This window comes from Ruegeria atlantica (genome assembly GCF_947495585.1).
Lineage (GTDB): Bacteria > Pseudomonadota > Alphaproteobacteria > Rhodobacterales > Rhodobacteraceae > Ruegeria > Ruegeria atlantica_G.
The window spans coordinates 1051969-1077656 of sequence record NZ_CANLZK010000001.1; the positions used below are offsets into that span (position 1 = coordinate 1051969).

26 protein-coding genes are annotated in these 25688 nt (G+C 58.9%); 14 read left to right on the forward strand and 12 right to left on the reverse strand.

The annotated features are described in order from the left end of the window. Positions 1 to 18 precede the first annotated feature (18 nt). Entirely contained in the window at positions 19 to 3402 is a 3384-nt protein-coding gene (locus tag QMP16_RS05165) for a DUF3971 domain-containing protein (protein WP_282151475.1), read from the reverse strand. A gap of 68 nt (positions 3403 to 3470) precedes the next feature. Here QMP16_RS05165 and QMP16_RS05170 point away from each other — a divergent pair, with 68 nt between their 5' ends. The 7 genes from QMP16_RS05170 (at position 3471) to QMP16_RS05200 (ending at position 9494) form a co-directional block, all read left to right on the forward strand. Then, positions 3471 to 3932, forward strand: coding sequence for a peroxiredoxin (locus QMP16_RS05170; protein ID WP_282151476.1), 462 nt, complete (start codon positions 3471 to 3473; stop codon positions 3930 to 3932). Positions 3933 to 4017: 85 nt separating this feature from the next. After that, positions 4018 to 4833 (forward strand): ferritin-like domain-containing protein, encoded by an 816-nt coding sequence (locus QMP16_RS05175; RefSeq protein WP_282151582.1) that lies wholly within the window; start codon positions 4018 to 4020, stop codon positions 4831 to 4833. A 178-nt stretch (positions 4834 to 5011) separates the two neighbouring features. Continuing rightward, the gene (locus QMP16_RS05180; protein ID WP_282151477.1) at positions 5012 to 6337 is read left to right on the forward strand and encodes a DUF5930 domain-containing protein; all 1326 of its coding nucleotides are present in this window, start codon (positions 5012 to 5014) and stop codon (positions 6335 to 6337) included. Continuing rightward, complete coding sequence (locus tag QMP16_RS05185) at positions 6327 to 6827, forward strand: bactofilin family protein (RefSeq protein WP_058273990.1); 501 nt, start codon at positions 6327 to 6329, stop codon at positions 6825 to 6827. Before QMP16_RS05180 ends, QMP16_RS05185 begins: the two co-directional genes overlap by 11 nt. 116 nt (positions 6828 to 6943) lie before the next feature. Continuing rightward, positions 6944 to 7753, forward strand: coding sequence for a zinc-dependent peptidase (locus QMP16_RS05190; RefSeq protein WP_282151583.1), 810 nt, complete (start codon positions 6944 to 6946; stop codon positions 7751 to 7753). A gap of 123 nt (positions 7754 to 7876) precedes the next feature. Continuing rightward, entirely contained in the window at positions 7877 to 8566 is a 690-nt protein-coding gene (aqpZ, locus tag QMP16_RS05195) for an aquaporin Z (protein ID WP_282151478.1), read from the forward strand. An 85-nt stretch (positions 8567 to 8651) separates the two neighbouring features. Then, entirely contained in the window at positions 8652 to 9494 is an 843-nt protein-coding gene (locus QMP16_RS05200) for an alpha/beta fold hydrolase (RefSeq protein WP_282151479.1), read from the forward strand. Between the two features lie 39 nt (positions 9495 to 9533). Here QMP16_RS05200 and QMP16_RS05205 read toward each other — a convergent pair whose 3' ends face one another. After that, positions 9534 to 10082, reverse strand: a complete 549-nt coding sequence (locus QMP16_RS05205) for a peptidylprolyl isomerase (protein WP_109311395.1) — start codon at positions 10080 to 10082, stop codon at positions 9534 to 9536. Next, positions 10075 to 10581: a peptidylprolyl isomerase gene (locus tag QMP16_RS05210; protein ID WP_108860369.1), complete on the reverse strand. Its 507-nt coding sequence runs from the start codon at positions 10579 to 10581 to the stop codon at positions 10075 to 10077. Before QMP16_RS05210 ends, QMP16_RS05205 begins: the two co-directional genes overlap by 8 nt. Positions 10582 to 10717: 136 nt before the next feature. Between QMP16_RS05210 and QMP16_RS05215 the strand changes: the two genes are divergently transcribed. The 6 genes from QMP16_RS05215 (at position 10718) to QMP16_RS05240 (ending at position 16652) form a co-directional block, all read left to right on the forward strand. Further along, complete coding sequence (locus QMP16_RS05215; protein ID WP_282151480.1) at positions 10718 to 11908, forward strand: phosphoglycerate kinase; 1191 nt, start codon at positions 10718 to 10720, stop codon at positions 11906 to 11908. A gap of 62 nt (positions 11909 to 11970) precedes the next feature. After that, entirely contained in the window at positions 11971 to 12315 is a 345-nt protein-coding gene (locus tag QMP16_RS05220; RefSeq protein WP_282151481.1) for a lysozyme inhibitor LprI family protein, read from the forward strand. Between the two features lie 163 nt (positions 12316 to 12478). Continuing rightward, positions 12479 to 12778 (forward strand): FtsB family cell division protein, encoded by a 300-nt coding sequence (locus tag QMP16_RS05225; RefSeq protein WP_058273997.1) that lies wholly within the window; start codon positions 12479 to 12481, stop codon positions 12776 to 12778. Between the two features lie 176 nt (positions 12779 to 12954). Beyond that, positions 12955 to 13944 carry a pyruvate dehydrogenase (acetyl-transferring) E1 component subunit alpha gene (gene pdhA, locus QMP16_RS05230; protein WP_058273998.1) on the forward strand — a complete coding sequence of 330 codons (990 nt, stop codon included), beginning with the start codon at positions 12955 to 12957 and terminating at the stop codon, positions 13942 to 13944. Between the two features lie 15 nt (positions 13945 to 13959). Next, positions 13960 to 15327 carry a pyruvate dehydrogenase complex E1 component subunit beta gene (locus tag QMP16_RS05235; RefSeq protein ID WP_282151482.1) on the forward strand — a complete coding sequence of 456 codons (1368 nt, stop codon included), beginning with the start codon at positions 13960 to 13962 and terminating at the stop codon, positions 15325 to 15327. A gap of 14 nt (positions 15328 to 15341) precedes the next feature. Further along, entirely contained in the window at positions 15342 to 16652 is a 1311-nt protein-coding gene (locus QMP16_RS05240; protein WP_282151483.1) for a pyruvate dehydrogenase complex dihydrolipoamide acetyltransferase, read from the forward strand. A 391-nt stretch (positions 16653 to 17043) separates the two neighbouring features. On the opposite strand, the gene cysE is transcribed toward QMP16_RS05240, so the two are convergent. After that, positions 17044 to 17853 carry a serine O-acetyltransferase gene (cysE, locus tag QMP16_RS05245; protein ID WP_282151484.1) on the reverse strand — a complete coding sequence of 270 codons (810 nt, stop codon included), beginning with the start codon at positions 17851 to 17853 and terminating at the stop codon, positions 17044 to 17046. Between the two features lie 84 nt (positions 17854 to 17937). Between cysE and QMP16_RS05250 the strand changes: the two genes are divergently transcribed. Next, positions 17938 to 18276, forward strand: coding sequence for a TraR/DksA family transcriptional regulator (locus QMP16_RS05250; RefSeq protein ID WP_282151485.1), 339 nt, complete (start codon positions 17938 to 17940; stop codon positions 18274 to 18276). On the opposite strand, the gene QMP16_RS05255 is transcribed toward QMP16_RS05250, so the two are convergent. Genes QMP16_RS05255 through QMP16_RS05290 form a run of 8 tightly spaced genes read right to left on the reverse strand, consistent with a single transcriptional unit; the run spans position 18257 to position 25684 of the window. Then, positions 18257 to 18553, reverse strand: coding sequence for a hypothetical protein (locus tag QMP16_RS05255; protein WP_282151486.1), 297 nt, complete (start codon positions 18551 to 18553; stop codon positions 18257 to 18259). The two genes, QMP16_RS05250 and QMP16_RS05255, sit on opposite strands and share 20 nt — an antisense overlap. Before the next feature lie 7 nt (positions 18554 to 18560). After that, positions 18561 to 22529, reverse strand: a complete 3969-nt coding sequence (locus QMP16_RS05260) for a baseplate multidomain protein megatron (RefSeq protein ID WP_282151487.1) — start codon at positions 22527 to 22529, stop codon at positions 18561 to 18563. Then, positions 22530 to 22976 carry an NlpC/P60 family protein gene (locus QMP16_RS05265; RefSeq protein WP_282151488.1) on the reverse strand — a complete coding sequence of 149 codons (447 nt, stop codon included), beginning with the start codon at positions 22974 to 22976 and terminating at the stop codon, positions 22530 to 22532. After that, complete coding sequence (locus QMP16_RS05270) at positions 22973 to 23860, reverse strand: DUF2163 domain-containing protein (protein WP_282151489.1); 888 nt, start codon at positions 23858 to 23860, stop codon at positions 22973 to 22975. The genes QMP16_RS05265 and QMP16_RS05270 overlap by 4 nt, the downstream gene beginning before the upstream one ends. Next, positions 23860 to 24492, reverse strand: coding sequence for a DUF2460 domain-containing protein (locus QMP16_RS05275; RefSeq protein WP_282151490.1), 633 nt, complete (start codon positions 24490 to 24492; stop codon positions 23860 to 23862). The genes QMP16_RS05270 and QMP16_RS05275 overlap by 1 nt, the downstream gene beginning before the upstream one ends. A 16-nt stretch (positions 24493 to 24508) precedes the next feature. Beyond that, the gene (locus QMP16_RS05280) at positions 24509 to 25171 is read right to left on the reverse strand and encodes a phage tail tape measure protein (RefSeq protein ID WP_282151491.1); all 663 of its coding nucleotides are present in this window, start codon (positions 25169 to 25171) and stop codon (positions 24509 to 24511) included. After that, positions 25158 to 25367: a rcc01693 family protein gene (locus tag QMP16_RS05285; protein WP_282151492.1), complete on the reverse strand. Its 210-nt coding sequence runs from the start codon at positions 25365 to 25367 to the stop codon at positions 25158 to 25160. Before QMP16_RS05285 ends, QMP16_RS05280 begins: the two co-directional genes overlap by 14 nt. After that, the gene (locus QMP16_RS05290; protein ID WP_282151493.1) at positions 25364 to 25684 is read right to left on the reverse strand and encodes a gene transfer agent family protein; all 321 of its coding nucleotides are present in this window, start codon (positions 25682 to 25684) and stop codon (positions 25364 to 25366) included. Before QMP16_RS05290 ends, QMP16_RS05285 begins: the two co-directional genes overlap by 4 nt. Between the last annotated feature and the right edge of the window lie 4 nt (positions 25685 to 25688).

Consider the following 25688-nt stretch of genomic DNA (forward strand, 5'->3'; position numbering starts at 1 on the left):
AGCAACAGGCCATCCGGGTCAATTGTCCCTTGGTGGAGAGCCAAAGGTCTTTTTAGGCTCATCCGGCTTTCTCGGCAGCGCATTGGGGCCATCTGACACAGTTGGGGCCGGTGCGCGCAGCAAATTGCGTAGGAACAGGGGCGCAAGGCCAGACAGCGGATTTACGGAAACCTTTGGCTTCGTAAGCGGCCCGGTCAGGCTGTAGTTGAACCCGATGACCCCCTCGCCTTTTTTTGTGAAAACACTTCCGATCGCGTTCACCAGATAGATCGGAGAGATCGCACCACGCAGGTTCAGCATGCCCGCAACCGTGTCGATCGTACCGTCGAAGGACAAGCCGATGGACGGGCCAACGGCGCTTCCACTGAGGACTTTGATTTCGGTCGGAGTGATCCGCATGCGGCTATCGATAGTCGAGAAAAAAATCCCCTGCCCGGTCATCTCGTCCAAAAGTCCAACAAGACTGATCGCGTCTAACAGTGCGGCCATTGCCGGTGCGTCGGTAATGCGTGTGTTTAAGATCTTGAGGATCACATCATAATTCCCCGGCGCGCTGACCGGTTCCAGTTGCAGATCCAAACTGCCGCCACGCGCCTGAGTGATCACACCAGCTGACCGTAGGACGGCCCCTGCGTCCTTCGACTTTATGTTCACGGCGCTACCGCTGTCGCGCGGGCTCACCTGACCGCTGACCGCCGTGCCGCCGTTTACATTTGCCGTAAAAGTGCCGTTCACCCCGCCTGTGGTTTGAAACGCGCCCCGGAACCCGGTCAGTGCAATGTCTTCGGTCACCTGCAGGCGGTCCAACAGAACATCGATCCTTGGACCGGGGCCTGACCCTCCTCCGCCACCGCCCTCGCCGAAGGTTGCGCGACCCAGATTCATGACACCGCCCTGAACGACGATATTGGGGACAGGTCCGCCGGTGTTGATCAGTTCGGCCGGCACCGCCAGCCAGTTGCCCAGATCAAACGAACTGAACCGTATCCGGTCAAAGGCACCCCCGTCCCGGAAGAAAATCGAGGCTTTAGTGCGCAGCCCCGCGACATCAAGCGTCAGATCATCCACTTTGGGCTTTTCACCCAGCGTGGCGTCCAGTGTCATCTTTCCGGTCGCACCCGTCCCTTTGCGCCAGCCAAGTTCAGGAATCGCCATTCCGACCCCGGCGAGGTCCGAGGTCGCAGAGAGTGTGACCGGTTCATCCGCGCCGATTCCCACGGTGATATCCGCTGTGCCTTTTCCAGTCAGCATGCCCGGCGGCAGCGGCACCTTCAGCTCGTTCATCAGCAACGGCGACAGTTCGATCTGGCCCGTCAGTTCGCTGCGCTGCGGGCCGTCTCCGCCAATGGGCTGGCGCCACGCGACCTGCATCGGCACTTGGCCGAATAAGCCGTAGCCGCCGATCTTCACCTCGGTCTGATTGCCGGACAGGTTCAAAAGGTCGGCGCTGACGGAATAGTCAGGCACAAGTTTGTCGCTTTGCACATTGTCGATTTCACCGGTGTAGTGGAATTCGGTGTCGTGAAACTTCAGCCCCTTTTTCAGCGGCAATGACAAAGTGCCTGACAAGCTTATGTCACCAGCCGCCAGATCGACCGGCAAGTTGGCTTTAGACATCAGGCTTAGTGGTGGTCGGTCCAGCAGCGACAAGGCGGCCTCGACGCTGCCGCTCGCCTCGATCCGTGCAATCGCCGGTGTTCCGCCCTTGGCAGTTGTATCCGGGATGATGAACGAGGTTCCCGAGGCATCCACCGCGCCACCCTGATCGGCGATGACAACCCCTTTTTCAGCCGTGACGGTAAAGCGATCTTTCAACAGGCTAAGCCGGCCCCGCCCGTCCTGGATCAGCGGCAAGGTCTTGGCAAACCTGATCTTGGCCTCATCGAACCCAAGGCCCAAATAGAGGTCCGGCTTACTGCCCGGATGCAAGCGTAGTGAAAACTCCACATCTGAAAACTGACCTTCGAACAGGTTTTCCGAAACCCATTTCCGCGGGTTCGGCGCCAGTCTTTCGGGCCAGTATCGCAACAGGTTCTCAGACCCCATCTTGTCCAGTTGCGCATCAAACGCGGCATCCCAACCGTCGGGCTGGCCGATCAACCTGCCCGTTGCGTGCAATTCGTGCAGGGCATCCGTGATCGTCAACTGCCCCAGCTGCAGCTCGAACGGCGCAAGCTTGAGTTGAAAATCCACATCCGCCCGCGCCGTTTCCAGCGATTCCGGGAACAGACCACCGGGGTAGATATCGATACTGTTCAGGGTCAGCTGTGACGTCAGGCTTTCAAGAACACCGTTTTCGACCCCGTTCAAATAGGCTTTGCCTTCGGCCTGCACGGCCCCCACGTCGGACACGACCGAGGCCTCGTTGAATACCAGAACATGACGCGCGGGATCATAGGTGAAATAAGCGCGCGCGGATTCGAACCCGATCGGGCGCGTCTCGGGTCTGGGCTGCAGGACACCCTCGCCCAGGTTCAACGTCGCAAAAAGCGGACCCAGCGCGGCCTGCCCATCGACGCTGCCCCGTAACGCGCCGGAAATCGGAGCATTGAGCACCTGCAACCAAGCCAGTGCAACGCTTTGGGTGGCAATGTCTTCCGAGGGAAGATCGGTGATCGAAACCCCAAAACTCGCCTGAGGAGTACCAAGCACGCTGGTATAGTTCGCCTCGATCGTGCTGGCATAGTCGCGCCCGGTAAGAACCGAAAACCCGGTCGCCAGCCGCATTTCATCCCCGTCCCGGATGATCGAGATATGCCCGCCATCAAACACCCAGGCCCGCCCCAGTCGCAGATCCTGATAATCCAACGTCAGCGATTCCAGATCGACCGCCCGCAATCCTGACAGAAACGGGGACAGGAACACATCATCCGATTCCTCGATAAGCTGTGCCAGCGTCGGGGCCTTTTGCACCGGGGCACTGCCTGACCCAACTGTCAGCGACAGCGCACCGTCCTCACCACGGGTCAAAGCAATCTGCGCGCCCAGCATAGTGATCCGCCGCGGTCTGATCTTACCACGCAGCAATTCGCGCATCGACAGGCGTGTCCGCAAATCCGATATCTGAGCGATCTGATGCCCCGCTGCATCGCTGATGGTCACATCCGTCAATCGGATTCGCGGGCGCCACTTATCGTTGACGATAAAGCTGGCGTCCCCAAAGGTGAATTTCAAACCGCCAAGGCTGCGTTCAAGACGCGCTTCTACTTTCTGCGTGACCCATTCCGGCGCGTGCAGCTGTTTTCCGATCAGAAAGAACCAGCCCGCACCGACCAGCAGGCACATTAAAAATAAGGTTCCAATGCTCCAGCGCGCGGCGATACGACGGCGTGACCGGCGGCGGACAGGCATCTCGGGCCGGTCGCCACTTGCGTCTTCGTGCTGAGCCAATTTTTTATCCAAGTCTTTCAACCCGCTCGCGTCGCCCTATTATGCCGGGCAGCACTTAAAATCCTTTAGCGGAGTTTCCAATGCCCGACGTGACAGACATCGCCCCTGATTTCACATTACCCCGCGACGGCGGCGGCGAAGTGACCCTTTCGGACCTGCGCGGCGGTGCCGTCGTTCTGTTTTTCTATCCCCGCGATGATACGCCGGGCTGCACCAAGGAATCCATCGGTTTCTCGGAACAACTTCAGGCCTTTGCAGATGCGGGGGCTCAAGTTTTCGGCATCTCGCGGGACAGCGTCGCCAAGCACGACAAATTTGTCGCCAAGCACAGCCTGACGACCCCGCTGTTGTCGGACGAAGAGTCTTCGGTCTGCGAAGACTATGGCGTCTGGGTTGAAAAGAACATGTACGGCAAGAAATCCATGGGAATTCAGCGCGCGACCTTTCTGATCGACGGCGAAGGCAAGATCGCCAGGGTCTGGCGCAAGGTCAAAGTCCCCGGCCATGTGGACGAGGTGCTTGAGGCCGTGCGCGCCCTGTAATCCTCTCGACCATGGCTGCCATCCGGTTTAAGAGCCGTCCACCTCAATCAGCGGAGACAACGTGGTGTCCAAAACACTGACTCAGATGGCGACCGAAGTCCTGACAACAGCGGATGGGCGGGAAAAAACTGCGCTGTCCAAGCACCATGCCGCCGCCTGGTTCGCATCGCGCAAGGGCAACGCGCCCGAGATTGAGGTGGGGACCGCAACACCGCCGCTGAGCCCTGCCCGCCCGGAAAAGCCCGAGCTGCTATCGCCGCGTGAGGTTCCAAAGCGCAAGCCCGGAACCGAGGCCGGGCGTATCGCCCTGCTTCACGCAGTCGCGCATATCGAGTTGAACGCCGTCGACCTGCACTGGGATATCATCGCGCGATTTGGCCACGTGCCGATGCCGATCGGGTTCTACGATGACTGGGTCAAATGCGCCGAGGAAGAATCGAGGCATTTTGAGATGGTCTGTGACTGTCTGGAAAGCATGGGCAGCCACTATGGCGCCCTACCCGCGCATGCTGGAATGTGGCGCGCGGCCGAAGACACCGTCGAAGACCTGATGGGACGGCTGGCGGTTGTCCCCATGGTGCTTGAGGCGCGTGGGTTGGACGTGACACCCGGCATGATCAACATATTCCGCAAGGCCAAAGCCGAGCAGGCAATTGCCGCGCTCGAGGTCATCTATGCCGAAGAAGTGGGCCACGTGGCTTATGGATCAAAATGGTTCCATTTCCTGTGCGGGCGTGAAAACGCGGATCCCAAGGATGTGTTTCATCAATTGGTGCGCCAGTATTTCCATGGCGTCCTGAAGCCCCCGTTTAACGAAGAAAAACGGGCCGAGGCCGGGCTGCCGCCGGATTTCTACTGGCCTCTGACGGAAGACTTGCCATTGCCGGGACCGACGCAATAACGGGCTTAAGTTGAAGGTATCGGCAATTTCTCGCCTAGAATCGGCGGCAAAAACCAGTAACGCAGGGTCGGTAAGTTAACAAACTTGCCCAAAACAAATTGCCGCTTTATGCACTTCGCCCAAGGGACGGCTATCACTCACGACCGATCCCGATCTTGGGGATGGAGAGGTGAGACGCGTGAGAACACGTCTGGCAATTAAATTACATTCATTGTTTGAGCGGCATTTTCCCGAACGCCGTGTCTTTCTGAAATCAGACAATGATACGCGATTCATTCGGCTAAGCTCGGAAACGCAAGTTGTCGCCGTCGCTGGCGTTGCACTGTTCGTGGGTTGGACAGCCGTTGCGACCGCGATCCTTTTGATGGACAGCATCGGGTCGGGCAACTTCCGGGAACAGGCAAAACGCGATCAGGCGACCTATCAGGAACGTCTGAATATCATGTCCGCAGAACGGGACGTGCGCGCGCAAGAGGCTCTGGCAGCTCAGGACCGGTTCAACGCAGCGCTTGAGCAGATTTCGGCCATGCAGTCGGAACTGCTGGCGTCGGAAAACCGCCGCCGCGAGCTTGAGACCGGGATTGAGGTTATCCAGACCACGCTGCGCGCCACCATGAAACAGCGCGAAGAAGCACGTACAGAACTGGTCACGCTTCAGCAGGAAGCGGGCGAAGGCGACATGTACATGGCCGCCGTTGCCAACCCCGAACAGATGAATTTTATGACCGAGGCGCTGTCCCGCACCGCCGAGGAACGCGACCAGATTGCCGCCAATGCGAAGGACGCGCTGGAACAGCGTGACGATCTTGAGTTGGAAATCCGGCTGATGCAGGAACGCAGCGACGAGATCTTCCGCCAGTTGGAAGAGGCGATGGTGATCTCGGTCGAACCACTGGACAAGATGTTCCGTCAGGCCGGCATGCCCACCGACCGCATCATCGAAGAAGTTCGCCGCGGCTATAGCGGCATGGGCGGCCCCCAAACCCCTATTTCTTTTAGCACGCGCGGTGAGGAACTGACCCCCGACGAGATCCGCGCAAATACTCTGTTGCAACAGATGGATCAGTTGAACCTGTATCGAATTGCAGCAGAGAAAGCGCCGTTTGCAAGCCCCGTCAATTCCGTCGTGCGATTCACGAGCGGTTACGGGACGCGCCGCGACCCCAAGACAGGTGGTCGCCGCATGCATAACGGCGCCGATTTCGCCGGTGCCCATGGCACCGACATTTTTGCCACCGCCGACGGTGTGGTCACCCATGCCGGCTGGCAGTCCGGGTTTGGACGGCTGGTAAAAATCAAGCACGCGTTCGGAATTGAGACACTTTATGCCCATAACACGAAGATACGCGTGAAGGTTGGTCAAAGGGTCTCGCGCGGGGATCATATTGCTGATATGGGTAGCACCGGACGGTCGACCGGCACGCACCTGCACTATGAAGTTCGCGTGAACGGAAAACCTGTTAACCCAATGACTTACATCAAGGCTGCGAGAAATGTTTTCTAAGAGCAAAATCAACGAGCCCTCGTCCACTGCACCCGAGGCGGCAAAACCCGCTGCACCGGCGACACCGGCGGCCCCTGCACCGGCAGAAAACAAGGCCAGCACCGCGCCCAAGCCCAAGCCACCGGCATCGGTTCTGTCTTCGGACCTGCACATCACGGGCAACCTGAAGACCTCGGGCGATATCCAGGTCGAAGGCACTGTCGAAGGCGACATCCGTGCGCATCTGCTGACAATCGGCGAGACCGCCACCATCAAAGGCGAAGTCACTGCCGATGACGTCGTGATCAACGGCCGCATCGTTGGCCGTGTTCGTGGCTTGAAAGTTCGCCTGACCTCGTCCGCACGTGTCGAAGGCGACATCATCCACAAGACCATTGCGATCGAAAGCGGTGCGCATTTCGAAGGATCGGTTCAGCGTCAGGACGACCCCCTGAACCCGGGCCGCAGCGGCAAGGCGGGTGCCAACCCGGCGGCCGAGGTCAAGCAGTAACGCGGACCACTTTCCAAGTTTCGAACGCCGCGGGGAAACCTGCGGCGTTTTTCATTTGGCGGGGACGATTAGGTTTTCCGGTTCCAACCGCCCGGCGCGTCCTTATAGTGGCCCACATGTTGTTCTTTTTCACTGCCTTGGCGCTTATTGCCGGTTTCCTAATGTATCGCTACTGGTCCAAGTCCCGAGCGCGCCAACAGCTATTGTCCACGCCCCTGACAGACCGCCAACGCATCCTCATCGAGCAGCAAGTGCCGTTGATCCGCCGCCTGCCCCTTGACCTGCGTGTCAAACTGGACGGCAAGGTGAATCTGTTTCTGGATCAGGTACGTTTCTTTGGTTGCGACGGGCTGGACGTAACCGAGGAGATGGAACTGGCCATCGCCGCGCAGGCCTGTCTGCTTATTGTAAACAGCGACCTCTGGTACGATCACCTGACAACGATCCTGATCTACCCGAACGCTTTTAAGTCTCGGCAGCGCCGACAGGAAGGATACGTCGTCAGTGAGAAAGAGATCGTGCGCACCGGGGAAAGCTGGGACCGTGGGCCTGTCATTTTGTCTTGGACCCACAGCAAGCTGGGCGCACTGAACGACCACGACGGGCAGAATGTCGTACTGCATGAGTTTGCCCACCAGATAGACGATCTGTCCGGTGGCACCAACGGCGTTCCGATCCTGAGCGACGGGCAAAGCTTCGCCGAATGGGAGCGTGTCTTTCTGACTGCCTATGACACCCTTGTCCGCGCCGTCGAAAGCGGGCGGCACACGGTAATCGACGCCTATGGCGCGACCGGCCATGAAGAGTTCTTTGCCGTTTCCGTCGAGGTATTCTTTGAAAAACCCCGCGACCTCAAATCCGAAGCACCAGAGGTCTATGACCAACTTGCCAAACTGTTCCGACTGGACCCGGTTACCTGGGGTTAGGCGTGTATAGGCTCCCACCGCCTCACTCCTGACCACTGCCAGTGAAATTTCCCCTTATCCAAACATTTCACAAAACATCATTTTCGAATTAGTCTTAAATTAGTGTTTTCAGGAGGATTTTTCATGTCATCAAAACTCATGGCCGAGTTCTTCGGTACGTTCTGGTTGGTTCTGGGCGGTTGCGGCAGCGCCGTTCTGGCCGCCGGGGTCGCCGATGTGGGCATCGGCTGGCTGGGCGTTGCCTTTGCCTTCGGCCTCACCGTTCTGACAATGGCCTATGCCGTTGGGCATATCTCGGGCGGCCATTTCAACCCTGCAGTCAGCCTTGGGCTGATGATCGGGGGGCGGTTTCCGGCGAAGGACCTTATCCCCTATTGGATCGCTCAGGTTGTCGGCGCAATTGCTGCGGCTGCTGTCTTGTATCTGATCGTCAGCGGCGCGCCCGGCTTTGAAAGCGTGGGTGGGTTTGCCTCGAACGGATATGGTGAGGCATCACCCGAGGGCTATTCGCTGATGTCCGCTCTGGTGATCGAGATCGTCATGACTGCTTTCTTCATCATCATCATCCTGGGTGCCACTTCCAGCGGCGCTCCTGCCGGGTTCGGCCCCATCGCCATCGGACTTGGATTGACATTGATCCACCTGATCTCGATCCCGGTGACGAACACTTCCGTGAACCCGGCCCGGTCCACAGGGGTTGCTTTGTTCGCGGACGCGCCTGCCCTTGGGCAGCTCTGGTTATTCTGGGTCGCACCCTTGATCGGTGGCGCAATCGGTGCCCTAATCTGGAAGACGATGACAACAGACGACTAAAGGCCAAGCGGGGGATTTTTTCCCCCGCTTTCCTGTTCCTAAGCTATCATCCCTGACGAGACGACGCGAAACCAGGGAGGTAGACATGCTTCGAACACTGATGGTCACTGCGATAACGTTGACCGCGACAGCGGGACTGGCACAGGATGCCTGGCTGACAATCCCCGAAACGCCCGATATGCCCGAGGCCGCGTCTAGTGGTACCGCCAGCGTGAATGGCATCGACATGTATTACGCCACCTATGGATCGGCAGAGGGCACTCCCGTCCTGTTGATCCATGGCGGTCTTGCGCATGGCGATATCTGGGCAGCACAAGTGGCTGATCTGGCCAGCGACCACAGCGTGATTGTGGCAGATACCCGAGGGCATGGCCGGTCAACCAATGACGGCAGCACCTACAGCTATGAATTGCTGGCGCAGGACTATCTGGCGCTGCTGGATCATCTGAATGTCGAACAGGTGCATCTGGTTGGATGGTCGGATGGTGCCAACATTGGCTACACGATTTCGACCACGGCACCTGACCGTCTGGCCAGCCATTTCGCCCATGCGGGCAATGTCACGCTGGATGGGATCGATCCCTCAGTCGAAACCAACGAAGTCTTCGGTTCTTACGTCGGAATAATGGCCGGGGACTATGCCGCCATGTCCCCCACCCCGGACGGGTTCGAAGCGTTTCTGGGCGGTGTCGCGGCCATGTGGGCCACGGAAAAGCCCGGCGGGCTTGAGGGGCTGCAATCGGTGACCGTGCCCACTCTGGTCGTGCAGAGCGAACATGACGAGGCCATCCTGACCGAACACTCGCAAGCGATTGCCGAGGCGATCCCTGATGCTGATCTTCTGATTTTGAAAGACGTTAGTCACTTTGCGTCGTTTCAAGACCCGGATGCATACACGCAAGCGATCAGAGGCTTCATCGACCAATGACGAAAAACCCGGCGCTGGTGCCAGCGCCGGGTTCTAGGATTATTCGGTGACGGTGACTTTTTTCATCACGTCCGGCTGGCCGATAATGGCACCGTTCTGGCCCTCACCGCGTTTGATCGCGTCAACCACGTCCATACCGTCGGTCACCTGACCAACAACCGTGTACTGGCCGTTCAGGAACGGGCCCGGTTCGAACATGATAAAGAACTGTGAGTTGGCGCTGTTGGGGTCTTGCGCCCGCGCCATGCCAACCACGCCCCGGTCGAATTCAAAATCTGAAAACTCGGCCGGAAGGTCTGCACGGTCGGAACCGCCTGTGCCGGCGCGGCGCATGTCGCCACCCAAACGGCCATGTTCCACGTCGCCGGTCTGCGCCATGAAGCCGTCAATCACGCGGTGAAACACCACGCCATCGTACTTGCCTTCATTGGCCAGAGCAGCGATCTGCTCAACATGTTTCGGAGCAATATCATCGAACAGGTCGATGGTGACAGTGCCATTGGCCCCCTCACCTTCGATCTCGACCTCAAGACCCGTGGCCAGCGCAGGGCTGGCCAACAAGGCAAAAGCGGCGGCCAGCTTATACATCAGCCGCCACCTTGACGCTAATCATGCGATCAGGGCTCGCTGGTGGCTCGCCTCGTACGATGGCGTCCACATGCTCCATTCCGTCGATGACACGGCCATAAACAGTGTACTGGCCGTTCAGGAAATGGTTGTCGCCGAAGTTGATGAAGAACTGCGAGTTCGCCGAATCCGGGTTCTGTGAGCGGGCCGCACCCAAAGTGCCACGATCATGGGGCAGCTTCGAGAACTCGGCCGGAACGTTCGGCAGAGACGATCCGCCGGTGCCCGCCATGCGCAGGTTGAACCCGTCTTCCATGTCGCCATGTTGCACGTCGCCGGTTTGCGCCATGAACCCGTCGATCACACGGTGGAAGGCCACGTTGTCATATTCGCCATTGCGCGCCAGTTCCTTCATGCGGGCGCTGTGCTGCGGTGCCACGTCAGGCAGCAGCTCAATGACGACATTGCCGCCTTTGAGTTCGACGATGATTGTGTTTTCGGGATCCTTGATCTCGGCCATGAGGCCCTCCTGTCGTTTTATCTTGCGCAAATACCTATGCGCAGGGCGCGCGAATGCCAAGTGACGCATTGACCTGAGGGCAAAATGCAGGAAAAGAACCGCCTAAGTCACTTTCACATTTGTCGAGGATTGCGCGATGGGCTGGAAAACACTGGACGACATGGACCTGAACGGCAAACGCGTGCTGGTGCGCGTGGATATCAACGTGCCAGTGGTCGACGGGGTCGTGACCGACGCCACCCGTATTGAGCGCATCGTGCCGACCGTTAAGGACATCTTGGCCGCTGGTGGCAAGCCCATCCTGCTGGCGCATTTCGGACGCCCGGGCGGAGAGCGCCGCCAGAACCTGTCGCTGAAGCAGCTTGTTCCGACGCTGGAGACGGCCTTTGGCACCAAGGTTCGGTTTGGCGATGACTGCGTGGGGATCGAGGCGGAAACCGCTGCAGCAAACCTGGGCGCTGGCGAGGTGCTTTTACTGGAAAACACGCGCTTTCACGCTGCGGAAACAAAGAACAGTCCGGAACTGGCTGCCGGCATGGCAAAAATGGGCGACGTGTACTGCAACGATGCCTTTTCGGCGGCTCACCGCGCGCATAGCTCGACCGAGGCGCTTGCCCGTCTTCTGCCCGCCTGCGCGGGCCGCCTGATGCAGCAAGAGCTGAGCGCGTTGGAAGCCGCGTTAGGCGCGCCTAAACGCCCGGTCACTGCGGTGGTCGGCGGCGCCAAGGTTTCAACCAAGCTGGACCTGTTGGGCAACCTGATCGAAAAGGTGGATTACTTGATTATTGGCGGTGGCATGGCGAACACGTTCCTCGTCGCGCAAGGCGTAAACGTCGGCAAGTCGCTGGCAGAAACGGCGATGAAAGACACCGCCGCTGAGATTCTGACCAAGGCCGAGACAACCGGCTGTCAGATTGTCCTGCCCCGCGATGTCGTGGTCGCTGAAAAGTTCGAAGCCCACGCCCCCAATCAGGTTCTACCAGCGGATCAATGCCCCGAAGACAGCATGATCCTTGACGCTGGTCCGGAAACCGTTGCGGAAATCACTGCGATTTTCGACAAGAGCCAAACCCTGATCTGGAACGGTCCGCTGGGTGCATTCGAGATCGAGCCCTTTGATGCCGCGACCAACGCAGCGGCCCTGAAAGCGGCCGAGCTGACACGGTCCGGCCAGCTTGTTTCGGTTGCAGGCGGCGGTGATACGGTCGCAGCATTGAACGCATCGGGTGCCGCAAAGGATTTCTCGTACATCTCGACGGCTGGTGGTGCGTTTCTGGAATGGATGGAAGGCAAGACCCTGCCCGGCGTTGCCGCGCTGGAACAATAACGCTCCTTTTGTCTGGTTTTCGGCGTTCATGGTACACTATCCCATAAATCGGGAGATCTGCCATGAAAGCTGTTGCCGTTATTGTCGTAGTACTTCTGCCGTCGGCCGCGTTCGCACAATCCCACTGTGACGGGCAAACTCAGCTCGATCTCAATTTCTGCGCCAAAGAGAGATGTGAGGTCGCGGATCAGGAGCTGAATCGCCTTTGGTCAGTGATCAAGCCAGCCGCCGATGCGCGTGGCGACGGGCAAGCCCTTCTGACCGAGCAACGCGCCTGGTTGAAACGCCGTGACGGAACCTGTGATCCCGAGCTTGACAGCGATGGCAGCGCAGCACAGATGTTCTATTGGGCCTGCATGGAAGAACAAACTCTGAAACGCAATCAAGAGCTTGCAGCCCGGCAATAATGTGGTTGCCCCCAGCGCCGAACCATTGGGTAAATTTATTTCTTCACCGATCATCAAAAAGTGCGAATCAAGGGATTCACAAGCCGAATCACCTGTGACATAGTGCAGGCAGATGTCCGAAAAGGGCACGTTTAGAGGCAGACTTCATACGGCGGTAAACAGAGTGTCCCGTTCCCATCGGCCCGGTTTGGGCGCAGTTGCATTTTTCATGGTGGCTTTCACGTTAGGTGTTTATTTCACCTTTGCCGCCGTGCAGGGCGACTATGGCCTGTTCCGACGGGTCGAGATTGCAGCGGAACGGGACGCCCTGTCGCGTGACTTGGCCAAACTTGATGCCGAGATCACGGAAATGGAAAACCTGACGCGCCGCCTGTCGGACAATTACCTGGATCTGGATCTTTTGGATCAGCAGGCACGGTCCGTGCTGGGCATGATCCGCTCGGATGAGATCGTCATCCGCTGACCCGGCGGCCGGGTTTTCGTCGACAAATCCATTGGTTTTTACGTACCAGTTTATGTATCCAGACACGCCCCGGTTGTCCCTACGCTGCGTCACATTTCTGCTCGCCAGAAAGCAGGAAATGCTTTATGAAATAGTTTAACGCTAAACTATCTTGCCGAGAGGGGGAGATCGCCACAATGGCCGCGCGAAAAACCACAAAGAAACCAAATGTTTCTGCGGAAGAACTTACCGAATACTACCGTGAAATGCTGTTGATCCGCCGATTCGAGGAAAAGGCCGGTCAGCTCTATGGCATGGGTCTGATTGGCGGTTTCTGCCACCTCTATATCGGCCAAGAGGCCGTTGTTGTCGGCCTTGAGGCTGCGACCGAAGAAGGTGACAAGCGTATTACCTCATACCGCGACCACGGCCATATGCTGGCCTGTGGCATGGATCCGGGAGGCGTGATGGCCGAACTGACCGGGCGCATTGGCGGTCTGTCCAAAGGCAAGGGCGGCTCAATGCACATGTTCTCGAAAGAGAAGCATTTCTATGGCGGCCACGGCATCGTTGGCGCACAGGTGCCGCTGGGTGCCGGTCTGGCCTTTGCGGACAAGTACAAGGGCAATGGTCGCGTGACCTTCACCTATTTCGGTGACGGCGCCGCGAACCAGGGCCAGGTCTATGAGACCTTCAACATGGCCGCCCTTTGGGATCTGCCGGTGGTGTTCGTGATCGAGAACAACCAATACGCCATGGGTACGGCGCAGGCGCGCTCGACCTCGACCAAAGATATCTACCACCGCGGCGAAGCATTCGGCATCCCCGGTGAAATCGTCAACGGCATGGATGTACTGGCTGTCAAAGCCGCTGGGGAAAAGGCTGTCGCGCACTGTCGTGCGGGCAAAGGCCCCTATATTCTTGAGATCAAGACCTACCGCTACCGCGGCCACTCGATGTCCGATCCGGCCAAGTACCGCACCCGCGAAGAAGTTCAAAAGGTTCGTGAGCAAAGCGACCCGATCGAACATGTGCGCGAGCTGCTGCTGACCGGCAAACACGCGACCGAGGATGATCTGAAGGCGATCGACAAAGAGATCAAAGAGATCGTCAATCAAGCCGCCGAATTCTCGAAAGAAAGCCCCGAGCCTTCCGTCGAAGAGCTCTGGACCGACATTTACGCCTGAGAGGACGACTAAGACATGGCAACCGAAATTCTCATGCCCGCCCTTTCGCCCACAATGGAAGAGGGCACATTGGCCAAGTGGCTGATCAAGGAAGGCGACACCGTATCCAGCGGCGACATCATGGCCGAGATCGAAACCGACAAGGCGACAATGGAGTTCGAAGCCGTCGATGAAGGCATCGTCGGCAAGATCCTGATCGCCGAAGGCACCGAAGGGGTAAAAGTGAACACTCCTATCGCGGTGCTGGTTGAAGAAGGCGAAGACGCCTCCGCCATTCCCGCAGCTGCACCTGCGGCGGTGGCCCAGGCGGCCCCTGCGGCAGCAGAGACCGCTGCCCCTGCTGCAACTGCACCTGCCGCACCTAAGGTGGATCTTTCCCCGGACTGGCCAGCAGATGCGCCGATGAAACAGCAGACCGTGCGTGAAGCTTTGCGCGATGCGATGGCCGAAGAAATGCGTGGTGACGAGGACGTCTACCTGATGGGCGAAGAAGTCGCCGAGTATCAGGGCGCCTACAAAATCAGCCAGGGCATGCTGGACGAGTTCGGCAGCAAGCGCGTGATCGACACCCCGATTACCGAACACGGTTTTGCCGGCATCGCCGTCGGATCCGCTATGGCCGGACTGAAACCGATTGTCGAGTTCATGACCTTCAACTTCGCCATGCAGGCGATTGACCAGATCATCAACTCGGCAGCCAAGACGCTGTACATGTCCGGTGGTCAGATGGGTTGTCCTATCGTGTTCCGTGGCCCCAACGGTGCCGCTGCTCGCGTCGGCGCGCAGCACAGCCAGGATTACGCAGCGTGGTATATGCAAATACCGGGCCTGAAAGTGGTGATGCCCTATTCCGCAGCCGATGCAAAAGGTCTGTTGAAGTCGGCGATCCGCGATCCGAACCCGGTTGTGTTCTTAGAAAACGAAATCCTTTACGGTCGTTCTTTCGACATGCCGCAGGTGGACGATCTGACCGTCCCGCTGGGCAAGGCGCGTATCTGGCGCGAAGGCACGGATGTGACCATCGTCAGCTTTGGTATCGGCATGCAATATGCGCTTGAGGCCGCCGACAAGCTGGCCGAGGACGGAATCAGTGCCGAGGTGATCGACCTGCGCACCATTCGGCCAATGGACACAGGCGCGATTATCAACTCGGTGATGAAGACCAACCGTCTGGTGACCGTCGAAGAAGGCTGGCCGCAGGGCTCGGTTGGCGGCTACATCTCGTCCGTGGTGATGCAGGAAGCGTTCGATTACCTCGACGCGCCGGTCATCAACTGCACCGGTAAGGATGTTCCGATGCCATACGCCGCGAACCTGGAAAAACTGGCCCTGATCACAACCGAAGAAGTGATCGCCGCCGTCAAACAAGTGACCTACCGGTAAGGAGCGACAGACAGATGCCTACAGAAATTCTGATGCCCGCCCTGTCACCGACCATGGAGGAAGGCACCCTTGCCAAATGGCTGGTCAAGGAAGGCGATACCGTCTCGTCCGGCGACCTACTGGCGGAGATTGAAACCGACAAAGCCACGATGGAATTCGAGGCCGTCGACGAAGGCACAATCGGCAAGATCCTGATCCCCGAAGGCACCGAAGGGGTCAAAGTAAATACCGCGATCGCGGTGCTGCTGGAAGACGGCGAAAGCGCGGATGACATTGCCGCAGCCCCTGCCGCTGCGCCGGCGGCTGCTCCTGCTGCTGCCGCGAGCAACGAGGCTGCCGTGCCAGCGGCACCCGAGGCGCCCGCCCCTGCTCCGGCTGCTCCGGCCAAGGCGGATGGCGGTCGCATCTTTGCATCTCCGCTGGCCCGTCGTATCGCGGCCCAGAAGGGCCTGGATCTGGCGCAGATTGCTGGTTCTGGCCCACATGGGCGGATCGTGAAAGCAGATGTCGAAGGCGCAACTGCAACTGCCCCGGCTCCGGCTGCCGCATCCGCACCCGCGGCTGCTGCACCGGCAGCCGCCGCAGCTCCGGCCGGTCCGTCCGCGGATGCTGTTGCCCGGATGTACGAAGGTCGCGACTACGAAGAGATCAAGCTTGACGGGATGCGCAAGACCATCGCTGCCCGCCTGTCCGAGGCCAAGCAGACGATCCCGCATTTCTACCTGCGCCGCGATATCAAGCTGGACGCGTTGCTCAAGTTCCGCAGCCAGCTGAATAAGCAGCTGGAAGGCCGTGGCGTAAAGTTGAGCGTCAACGACTTCATTATCAAGGCCGTCGCCAACGCGCTGCAACAGGTTCCCGCCTGCAACGCTGTCTGGGCCGGTGACCGGGTTCTGCAGCTTAAACCCTCGGACGTGGCGGTCGCGGTTGCTATCGAAGGCGGGTTGTTTACTCCGGTCCTGCAGGACGCGGACACCAAGTCGCTGTCCGCGCTCTCGGCTGAAATGAAGGACCTCGCCGGTCGTGCGCGTGAGCGAAAGCTCGCCCCGCATGAATACCAGGGGGGCACCTTCGCGGTCTCGAACCTAGGCATGTTCGGTATCGACAACTTCGACGCCATCGTGAACCCGCCGCATGCGGGCATCTTGGCAGTGGGAACCGGGCTGAAAAAACCGGTTGTCGGCGATGACGGTGAACTGACAGTAGCTACTGTTATGTCGGTCACAATGTCCGTCGATCACCGTGTCATTGACGGTGCGCTTGGTGCCCAGTTGCTGCAAGCCATTGTGGACAACCTGGAAAACCCGATGGTCATGCTGGCCTAAAGAAAAATTAGGGTCGCGCCGATACCAGACCGTCGCGGCCCAACCAGATCACAACTGTCATGTGAGCGCTTGTGATCACCGCGCGTGTTGCGCCGGTACCTACCCTCAACCACCTTGTCTGAATGAAAATCACGGACACAGGTGCCCTATGACTTCTACCTTTTCTGTAAACTGTTTGCTGGTTGCAGCCCTTGTGTTTGGTATGCCGACGGTTGCGGCGGCTAAGCCCAATACCTATCCGGGTGAACATTCCGCCTTTAGTTCTGATCCAGCCGAAACGGCCAAACGAGAAGCTGAACGCGCGAAAAGGAAAGAAGAACGAAAAAAGCGGCGTGAAGAACGGCGTCGCAAGCGATTGATCGAAAAGAACAATCACTTGAACTGACTTGAGTTACTGGTCTTTGCCCAGCATGTGATCCATCGAGATCGAGGGTTGATCGCACCCGGCCTCTCCGACGATCTTGGCCGGTATTCCGGCCACGGTTTTACACGCAGGCACTTCCTGCAGCACTACCGAGCCTGCAGCAATACGGCTGCAATGCCCAACTACGATATTGCCCAGAACCTTGGCACCTGCCCCGATCAGCACGCCATCGCCAATCGTGGGATGGCGCTGTTCTTCTTCCTTACCGGTCCCGCCAAGGGTCACCGAATGCAACATAGAGACGTTGTTGCCAACGATCGCCGTTTCACCAATCACGATCGAATGCGCGTGGTCGATCATGATACCTTTCCCGATCTTTGCCGCAGGGTGGATATCAATCCCGAAGATCTCGGACGAGCGCATCTGAAAGAAATACGCCAGATCATAACGCCCCTTGCGCCACAACCAGTGCCCCACACGATAGGCTTGCATCGCCTGATACCCTTTGAAGTAAAGGATTGGTTGCAACAGGCGGTGGCAGGCCGGGTCGCGTTCGTAGACTGCCATCAAATCCGCGCGCGCAGCTTCCAGCAGTGCAGGGTCGTCGGCATAGGCTTCGTCCACGATCTCGCGCAGCACCATCATCGACATTTCGTTCGAGCACAGCTTGGCCGCAATCCGGTAGGACAGCGCCCGTTCCAGGCTGCGGTGGTGCAAGATACAGGCGTGAACCAGCCCACCCATCAAAGGCTCGATCTCAACTGCAGACTGAGCTTCGGCGGTGATGCGATCCCAAACAGGGTCGACGGGGGTCACGTGGCTGCGCGTTTCGAACATGGCTTTTCATCCTTTGCTGCGCCTAGAATGCCATTTAGTTGTAAAATCACCAAACGCAAACCCGTGATCTGCAGGGCAACGAAAATGAATGAAACCCAGTTGGAGGATTTCGAAGCCCGTATCCGCGCGCGATTGGACGAATTGGCCGCGCATTCTGCGCTTGGAACCGAGGCACAGGCAATTGTTGAACTGGACCAACAGGCAGTCGGGCGGCTCAGCCGGATGGACGCCCTGCAAAATCAGGCGATGGCCAAGGCTCAGCAAGCGAATCGGGATATCGAAACACGCCGATTGTCAGTGGCCCTGACCCGGATCATAGATGGTGAATTCGGGTATTGCGAGGATTGCGGCGAAGAGATTCCGGTTGGTCGTCTGAACCTTGATCCAGCGGCCAGCAAGTGCGTCAGCTGCGCATCCGGGTAACGCGGAATTGAACCAGGCATCGCAGAACCATCTCAAAACACTGGCAATATTGCAAATCGTCGAAGCTTGGCTCGTTGGCCAATGGCCGGGTTCGGGCCGCTGCCATCAATGAGCCATTGCCAAACAGCGGGTGTAGCCGGCCTGTATGGCCGACATAGATGTCGGCCAGTTCAGCTTCGTTGAACATTCTGGTGCACAGGCGTTCCCGGTCGGAAGGCGGTGCGTTTAGCAACACCCGCGCCGCGGCACTTACATCGCCGTGCAAAACGGGACGCATACGTGCCTTACCCAACCAGAAGACGTGCGGCGGGACCCGGCCCGTAGCTGGCTGAGATCTGTGCCACATCAACCTCGTAAGCGCCGGTTACGCCATCTACGGCTTTCATCGTTGATGGGTATGTCCAGCGCGGCTCTGACGTAACCTGTTCGCGTATCACTGACCCGTTGATCTTGATTTTCACCAGATAGGATTCAGTCTCTTCCCCCAGCGGCACGTCAAATCCATCCCAGCCATCGCCGTCCAGCCGGGTTCGACGGATCCACGAAATTTCGTCACCCGCTCCGATTTTCGCCAATTTGACATGCGCCGGAGCATATGGCCGAAGTCCGTTGCCGTCAAAAGCGTGAACCTCGTGTAGGAAAGAAGGATCGTCGTAGGCACGCGTTCCCGGCCCGATGCGATAATGTTTCGCCACCCGCCTTTCAGACCGCAACAGCCCGGTTTGGAAAACTCTTTCATCCAACAAGACAAAAGTTGAACCTTCAGGCCAGGTGTCAGGCATGACACTGTCCGTCCCCAATTGCCCGCGCAGGCGCCCTGAAAGGGCGTAGGTCCCCTGACCCACAAGTTCGGCGCTGGCGAACTGGAACAGTTCCCAGTTGCCGGGCGTTCCGTCCCCTATTGCGGCCAGATTGGCCCCATTCAACAAAGCGTCGCGCGGGCGCGATTCCAGCAAGCCATCGACCAGCCTGATACGCAGCGGCGCACCGTCGTCCCAAACCCCGACGCTGGCGCGCTGCAAAGGCGATTGAGTAAACCCGATGACGGCCTGCGCCGAGATAACCTCTTGCAAGGTATAATCCTCATCATTCACGGCCGAATACACTGCGGGGCTGCCAGGCCAGGGGTCGGCGGACACAGCCAGGTAAGGCGCATGCGGCACCTCTGAGCCGGTTATCAGCGGCAGATCCATGAACACTGGCAGAACCGGAACCGGGGCAACAAAGGGCTTGGTCGAGACTGGGTCATCAAGCAGGTCAGACGGCGCGTATATTCCTGGTTCGATCCGAACAGCATCTGCCAATTGCATCTCGGCTTGTTCCAGTCGATCGATCCTGAAACGCGCACCCTGCCCGCTCTCATCCAGGCTGACGACATCCCCCGCGCCGATGTGCCCCAACGAAGGCGGCAGCGCAAAGCGCACGGTTTCGCGGGACACCCGCGCCTCGCTTAGCCACCGTTCCGCCGTCTGGCGACCTTCGGCCCGTGTCATGGACAGGGGCATCTCGTTGACGGACACCGAATGGGTCCGCGTGTCGGGCAGAACGGCCTCTTCCGCGACGATGTCATGATCCCCATCCGATTGAACAAAGCGCAAGCGCACCCGGCCCGTCATTTCAGCCTCGGCTTCGCGGCGATGTTCGATACCGGCCTCAATATCAGTGCTGAGCGCCAGATGCTCCTGATCCAGCGTGATCGTGCGTTGCCCATTGCGCATCTGAAACCGCAATACACCATCCCGCTCGATTGCATCGAAACCATAGCGCAGCATCAGCGGCTGCAAGGCGGATCGCGCGTCCGAGACCTGTTCGATAGCATAGCCGCGCACCACACCATAAAGGCGCGACGTGTCGATGTCGGTCACGCCAGCCCCGTGACAAATCTCGGTCACCACCGATGCCAGCGTGCGCGACCCCGACCGCCCGTTCAACCAATGCCCTCGCGCGTAGTTCTCACCATCACTCCACTGGCTTTGCAGGTTCGGGAAGGTTGGATATGGTCGCGCATCCCAGGCCCAGACATAGGCATTGGACAGATCAATCATGCGGCCGCCGTAAGTATTGGAAACCGGGTTATTTTTTGCCTCGGACCAATAGCCCAAAATCGCCTTGAGATATTGCACCTGAATGAAATCATCCCGCAAACTGTTGGAATAGCGCGGCAGCTTGGATTCTGAGGATTTCGGGTCCAGGAACTTGTTCGGCTGATTGGTGCCTTTGTCGATAGCCGCACAACCCAGTTCCGTGAACCAGATCGGCTTGGACCGAGGCACCCATGCGGTCCGATTGGCTTGACGCACGCCTCCGATCCGTTCGTGATGCGGTTGCGACCACCAGTTGCGTATATCCTTATATCGCCAGATCCAGGCCTCATCATGCGCCTGATCTTCGATCGCAGACCGGATCTGCGCTTTGGATTCCTCGGTCGAGGCGTAGTACCAGTCGTACCCTTCCCCACCTTCAACATTGCCGCGCAGGTAGTCCAGATCATAGATCGCATCTACGCCCGCTTTGGCGTCGGCGTGATCTTCTCCGTCCCGCCAGTCAGACAGGGGCATGTAGTTGTCGATACCAACGAAGTCGATATTGTCATCGGCCCAAAGCGGATCCAGATGAAAGTACCGGTCGCTGCCAGCATCGACGGGTTTGTAACCGAAATACTCGCTCCAGTCGGCCGCATAGCCGATTTTGGTGTTCGGCCCGAGGATTTTGCGCACTTCAGCCGCGAGGATTTGCATCTGCGCCACCGCAGGAAACCCGGTCGCGCCCCTGATTTGCGTCAGGCCGCGCATCTCGGATGCGATGCAGAACGACGCCACTCCACCAGCTGCCTTGCAGAGCGCCGCATAGTGCAAAATAAAACGGAACAAACCCCATTCCTGCGGGCCGGTATAGGTGACGGTGCCATCGCCGACGACAAAGTTGCTTGCGCGGGCCTGGCCAAAGAACTGCGCAACCTGCGCATCGGCGCCGGCAGTCATATCCGGGGACCCGTTGCGGCCTGGTGCCTCGCTCAGCGTGATCCGCCCTCGCCACGGCAGGTGCGGTTGATCGGTGGCATCGGACCAGGGATCGGGCAGACCGTTGCCGCGCAACTGATCCATCAGGATGAAGGGATAGAACATCACCCGCTTACCGGATGAGTTCAGATGCCGGATCGCTTCGATTACGGACGCATCCGCCGGTGTCGCCCCATAGACAGGTCTATCGTTTTCGATCTGAACAATCTGGGCAGCCGCCCGGGATACGCCTGATACGCTCCACGGCATGTTCTCGCCATCAAACTCTTTGTGCAGGACCTTTGGCTGCACCTTGCAATGACCGCACCGCAGATCGTCGCCAAACCAGGACACGACGAGCGACACCGCATCGCAGGCGGGCAATTCAGCATTCAGCGCGTGGGTCGAGGTGATCAGATCGGAAACGCCCGAAGCCGAATGCACGTTCGCAGCCCAGCTTTGCCCCTGCCCTTTGGAATAGTTCACCTGCCTGCTGGCCAAAGAATACTCGCCCGTACCCGGGATCATCGCCACGCCGCGCACGATCCGGGAAACAGCACCGGGCGTGTCTGGCAGCCCCGGCTGTTCCTGTCGGACAACTTCAAAGGAAAACTGCGGGACGCGGTTGCCGAATGCAGCAAGCTGTAGGTCCTCGATCACCACATATGCGGTGCCCCGGTACGCAGGGACCTGTCCGGTGCCCTCGATCGCCTCGATCAACGGGTCAGGCAATTGATTGTCGGTGCCCTTGTACAGGCGCACATTCAGCCCGGCGCGCTCAAGCTCTTCACCATCGGCCCAGATACGCGAGATGTCAGAGATCTGCCCAGCGCCCACGGCAATCGCCAGCGAGATCGAATAGCTGTAGGTATGCGTGGTCGTGGTTGTTGTGGCCGAACTTGGCCGCCGCGACCCTTTTCCGCCCCGCGTGGATTGCGTTGTCGTGCTGGTGCTGCGGGTTTCCAGAAAGTCCGACGCCCAGATGATCTGCCCACCGACACGCATACGTCCGAACACGGTAGTGACCGAAGCCCCCTCTCCGGTTTCGGTCAGGCGGAAACGATCCAGACGCCCGGTTTCGACAACCTCGCTGCCGCCACCCATCACAGATTGACTCATCAACCGCTGGTCGATGACCCGCCCCAACGTTGCGCCGACAGCCCGGCCAATAATTGCCGTGGAAAGACCCGCGACAGTGCCACCGATCGAGCCGCCAAGAGCAGCGCCTGCTGCGGAAAGTACAATCGTAGCCATTTACTTGACCTCCAGCGGGAATGCGAAACAGGCGACAACCCGGCGACGCCAAGGGTCGCTCAGGGCGTTTTCCACAACGCCGTGCCCGGAATATGCGTGAATGAACCGCGGGACCGCGCCGGTTTCGCTGACAACACCCACATGTTTGGCGACGCCGCCATCGCGCATGCGGAACAGCAAAACGTCGCCTGCTGCCAGTTCCGAGGGTCGCTTTGATGTCAAATTCCGGCGGGCCGCATCCCACATGCGTTCATCCCCCTGCGGCTCTGACCAGTCCATGCTGTAGCTCGGCACGGACTCCGGCTCAGCTCCGTACAGCGCGCGCCAGATTCCGCGTAGCAATCCCAAACAATCCGCCCCCGCGCCCCTGACGGACGCCTGATGCACATACGGCGTGCCTAGCCATCGGCGCGCTTCTGCAACTATATCCTGCCGGTCTATTGTCATCGTCTGCTGCCCCCTTTATTCGGTTTGTCTTTCTTAGGAACAGCCATCACCCAATCCTCGCCCGGCAAGTCCGGAAAACCTTGAAAATTTATGAGGTTGTTGAATTTTCTTCGACAGGTTTCCATGCGTTTGTCGCACCCGGCGGTCAGCCGGACGCGATCACCGACTGTCAGCCCTCCACTGATCCCCGTCCATAAGGTGACATATCGCCCCCCCGGAATACGCTCATCCAGTTTCACCGACGCCCAAAGACCCGAGGCCGTGCCGGAAATCACATCCAGACGGCCACGTTCGAACCATCCCATATCCGGCGCGTCCGCACCTTTCAGCTGCAGCACACTGCCCGCCGACAGGCTGACGATCTCAGCCTCTGCCTGAAAATCAGGTGCTGCCGCGTTGAATCGGCAAGCGTCGTCGCCCAGCACTGCGGTGCAGGGCTTTTGATAAATCCGTCCCAATGGCCGGTTCAGCAGATCCGTCAGCCCTCGCAGCTCAGCATGAAACGCACCGCCGCCGCGACGCATTTCCCCGATCGAACCACGAAACTGTAGAGTTCTTTGTTCAGGGTCTGACCAGTTCACCAACCAAGCCCGGACCTGAGCACCGTCAAACCGACCCGCCTCAATGTCCTCTTCCCTGATTGCCGCATCAGACAGCGCGCCCATCGCCTCAGAGTTATCAATCGAAAGCCCGGTTGCCTGTTCGATCGCCGCAGCGGTCAGGCCAGAGCTTGCTTTGAATGTCAGCCCGTCAAAGCGCAACTCCATATCATGATCGGTAAACCCATAGACCTGCCCATCCGAGCGCATGATGGTCCAGCATCGACAGGTCGTGGTCATCCCGCTTTGCAGATGCGCCTGCAATCCTTGTGCATTACCACCCATCAGACCCGCACCTCGACCACCGGAACGTTGGGTACGTCGCCTGCCTGAAAGCTGGCCACGCTGGTCTGAATCTTGTCGGTGTCGAACCGAACAGGCACGTCAAACTCGAATCCGGCCGTTATTTCCACATCTTGCGGCGGCGCGTTCGTAAACGTGACCCGACCCCGCGCCAGATCCACCTCGAAATCCACGCCTTCGCGCATTTCGTCCTGTTCAAGACCAAGTTTGACAGTCCCGAGAACTGGTTTGAGAATTGGACGGACGTATTTGAACCCGCCAGAGATGTAGGTTTTCAACAACTGGAACTCGGTCATCTTGCCGTCGCCACGTGCAATGACCTGATCGGCATAGTCTACCTCAGCCGTTGCTACGCCCGACTTGAAGTCAGACCAATCTTTCCAACGAAATCCGAACATCTGCCCCTGCCGCGCCTCGAAGAACGAAATCAGCGCTTCGATATCGTCAAGCGAGCGCATCCCAAGCCCGGCATCATAGCGTCGTCTTGAATGGGCCCAGGGCGTGTTGCGTTCTTCAAACCCGTTGGCCAGCGTCACGATATCTGTGCGCCGCTCGGGGCCGCCAACCGAACCAAAGCTCAGGCTGGCGGGAAATCTCACCTCGTGGAAATTCATGACCTGCTCCCTCAAGTTACCTGTTGCGATTGCCGCGCCCCAGCGCGCGGCTCATCTGCGCCGCAATCTGGCTTTGACTGCGACGGAACCCCTGCACGTCCGGCGTGGTGATGTTCATCACGACATTGACGGCACGCCCACCGCCCGATGTGCGCACCCCAAGCTTACCGTCCCACCCGCGCGCCAAAGGCATGATCGCCTCGGGGCCGGCTTCCCCCATCAACCCGGTTCCACCGCGCATGGGAAATGTGGTTGGGCCGCTGACAACGCCACCATTGGCGAAAGGCATCACCCGGCCTTGCGAAAAACTGCCACCGTCGGCAAATGGCAAAAGCCCCTGCACCAGACCGCCAACGGTTCCGGCCAGCATCCCACCAAAATGATCCGTCACCGGCTTGATCGCCGCCGAATACGCTGTGCGGATCATTGAGTTCTTCAATACGTCCAGCGCATCGGACAGGTTCATCCCATCCAGCACCACGCCATCGAAGGCTTTGCGCAACCCGCTGGACATGCCGCGTTCCAGCGTCGCGACATCCTTGCCGGTTTCCTCAAACGCCGCGCTGATCCGTTTCATCTGGCCGTCAAAAGCAGCCGCCATAGATGCCGCGTCGCCCAGCGAGTCACCCAGCGCATCGCCGCGTTCCTGCAGGTCATCAAACCCGTCACGATCCGTCATCACGCTCTCCTTGTGTTTTGTCCGGATAGGCCTTCAGCAATGCATCCAGGCCAGCCCGGTTCATCGCCGGTATCCCTGCGCCCTGCCCCAGCATCAGTTGCAATTCAGCCGGGGTCAGTCGCCAGAACTGATCCGGCGTCAGACGCAGACCGACAAGCGCGGCCCGCATCAAGGCGGGCCAGTTGAACCCGCTCATGCCTGATCCGGCACCATGAAGGCCCGCGCCAACAACTCGGCTGCCGCACGCGCAGCTGCCATCGGGCCACCCTCGATTTCGGCGCTCAGCAGATCGGCGCGGTTGACGTTGCCGCCACCGCCGCGCAACCCGGCCACGATAAGAGCCAATACGTCACCACTGGAATAGGCTCCGCTTTCGAACCGTTGCACCAGTTCCACCAGCGAACCGGTATCCAGCTCTTGTTCCAATTCCGCCAAAGCGCCCAGCGTCAGCTTGAGCACCCGCCGTTCTCCATCGATGGTCAAAGCCACCTCGCCCGTCCACGGATTGGCCATCGAC

Bases quoted from the DNA above. Each gene is read 5' to 3' on its own strand.
- QMP16_RS05170 (WP_282151476.1), top strand. From the start codon at position 3,471: ATGCCCGACGTGACAGACATCGCCCCTGATTTCACATTACCCCGCGAC.
- QMP16_RS05175 (WP_282151582.1), top strand. From the start codon at position 4,018: ATGGCGACCGAAGTCCTGACAACAGCGGATGGGCGGGAAAAAACTGCG.
- QMP16_RS05185 (WP_058273990.1), top strand. From the start codon at position 6,327: ATGTTTTCTAAGAGCAAAATCAACGAGCCCTCGTCCACTGCACCCGAG.
- QMP16_RS05190 (WP_282151583.1), top strand. From the start codon at position 6,944: ATGTTGTTCTTTTTCACTGCCTTGGCGCTTATTGCCGGTTTCCTAATG.
- aqpZ (WP_282151478.1), top strand. From the start codon at position 7,877: ATGTCATCAAAACTCATGGCCGAGTTCTTCGGTACGTTCTGGTTGGTT.
- QMP16_RS05200 (WP_282151479.1), top strand. From the start codon at position 8,652: ATGCTTCGAACACTGATGGTCACTGCGATAACGTTGACCGCGACAGCG.
- QMP16_RS05205 (WP_109311395.1), bottom strand. From the start codon at position 10,082: ATGTATAAGCTGGCCGCCGCTTTTGCCTTGTTGGCCAGCCCTGCGCTG.
- QMP16_RS05210 (WP_108860369.1), bottom strand. From the start codon at position 10,581: ATGGCCGAGATCAAGGATCCCGAAAACACAATCATCGTCGAACTCAAA.
- QMP16_RS05215 (WP_282151480.1), top strand. From the start codon at position 10,718: ATGGGCTGGAAAACACTGGACGACATGGACCTGAACGGCAAACGCGTG.
- QMP16_RS05220 (WP_282151481.1), top strand. From the start codon at position 11,971: ATGAAAGCTGTTGCCGTTATTGTCGTAGTACTTCTGCCGTCGGCCGCG.
- pdhA (WP_058273998.1), top strand. From the start codon at position 12,955: ATGGCCGCGCGAAAAACCACAAAGAAACCAAATGTTTCTGCGGAAGAA.
- QMP16_RS05235 (WP_282151482.1), top strand. From the start codon at position 13,960: ATGGCAACCGAAATTCTCATGCCCGCCCTTTCGCCCACAATGGAAGAG.
- QMP16_RS05240 (WP_282151483.1), top strand. From the start codon at position 15,342: ATGCCTACAGAAATTCTGATGCCCGCCCTGTCACCGACCATGGAGGAA.
- cysE (WP_282151484.1), bottom strand. From the start codon at position 17,853: ATGTTCGAAACGCGCAGCCACGTGACCCCCGTCGACCCTGTTTGGGAT.
- QMP16_RS05250 (WP_282151485.1), top strand. From the start codon at position 17,938: ATGAATGAAACCCAGTTGGAGGATTTCGAAGCCCGTATCCGCGCGCGA.
- QMP16_RS05255 (WP_282151486.1), bottom strand. From the start codon at position 18,553: ATGCGTCCCGTTTTGCACGGCGATGTAAGTGCCGCGGCGCGGGTGTTG.
- QMP16_RS05260 (WP_282151487.1), bottom strand. From the start codon at position 22,529: ATGGCTACGATTGTACTTTCCGCAGCAGGCGCTGCTCTTGGCGGCTCG.
- QMP16_RS05265 (WP_282151488.1), bottom strand. From the start codon at position 22,976: ATGACAATAGACCGGCAGGATATAGTTGCAGAAGCGCGCCGATGGCTA.
- QMP16_RS05270 (WP_282151489.1), bottom strand. From the start codon at position 23,860: ATGGGTGGTAATGCACAAGGATTGCAGGCGCATCTGCAAAGCGGGATG.
- QMP16_RS05275 (WP_282151490.1), bottom strand. From the start codon at position 24,492: ATGAATTTCCACGAGGTGAGATTTCCCGCCAGCCTGAGCTTTGGTTCG.
- QMP16_RS05280 (WP_282151491.1), bottom strand. From the start codon at position 25,171: ATGACGGATCGTGACGGGTTTGATGACCTGCAGGAACGCGGCGATGCG.
- QMP16_RS05285 (WP_282151492.1), bottom strand. From the start codon at position 25,367: ATGAGCGGGTTCAACTGGCCCGCCTTGATGCGGGCCGCGCTTGTCGGT.
- QMP16_RS05290 (WP_282151493.1), bottom strand. From the start codon at position 25,684: ATGGCCAATCCGTGGACGGGCGAGGTGGCTTTGACCATCGATGGAGAA.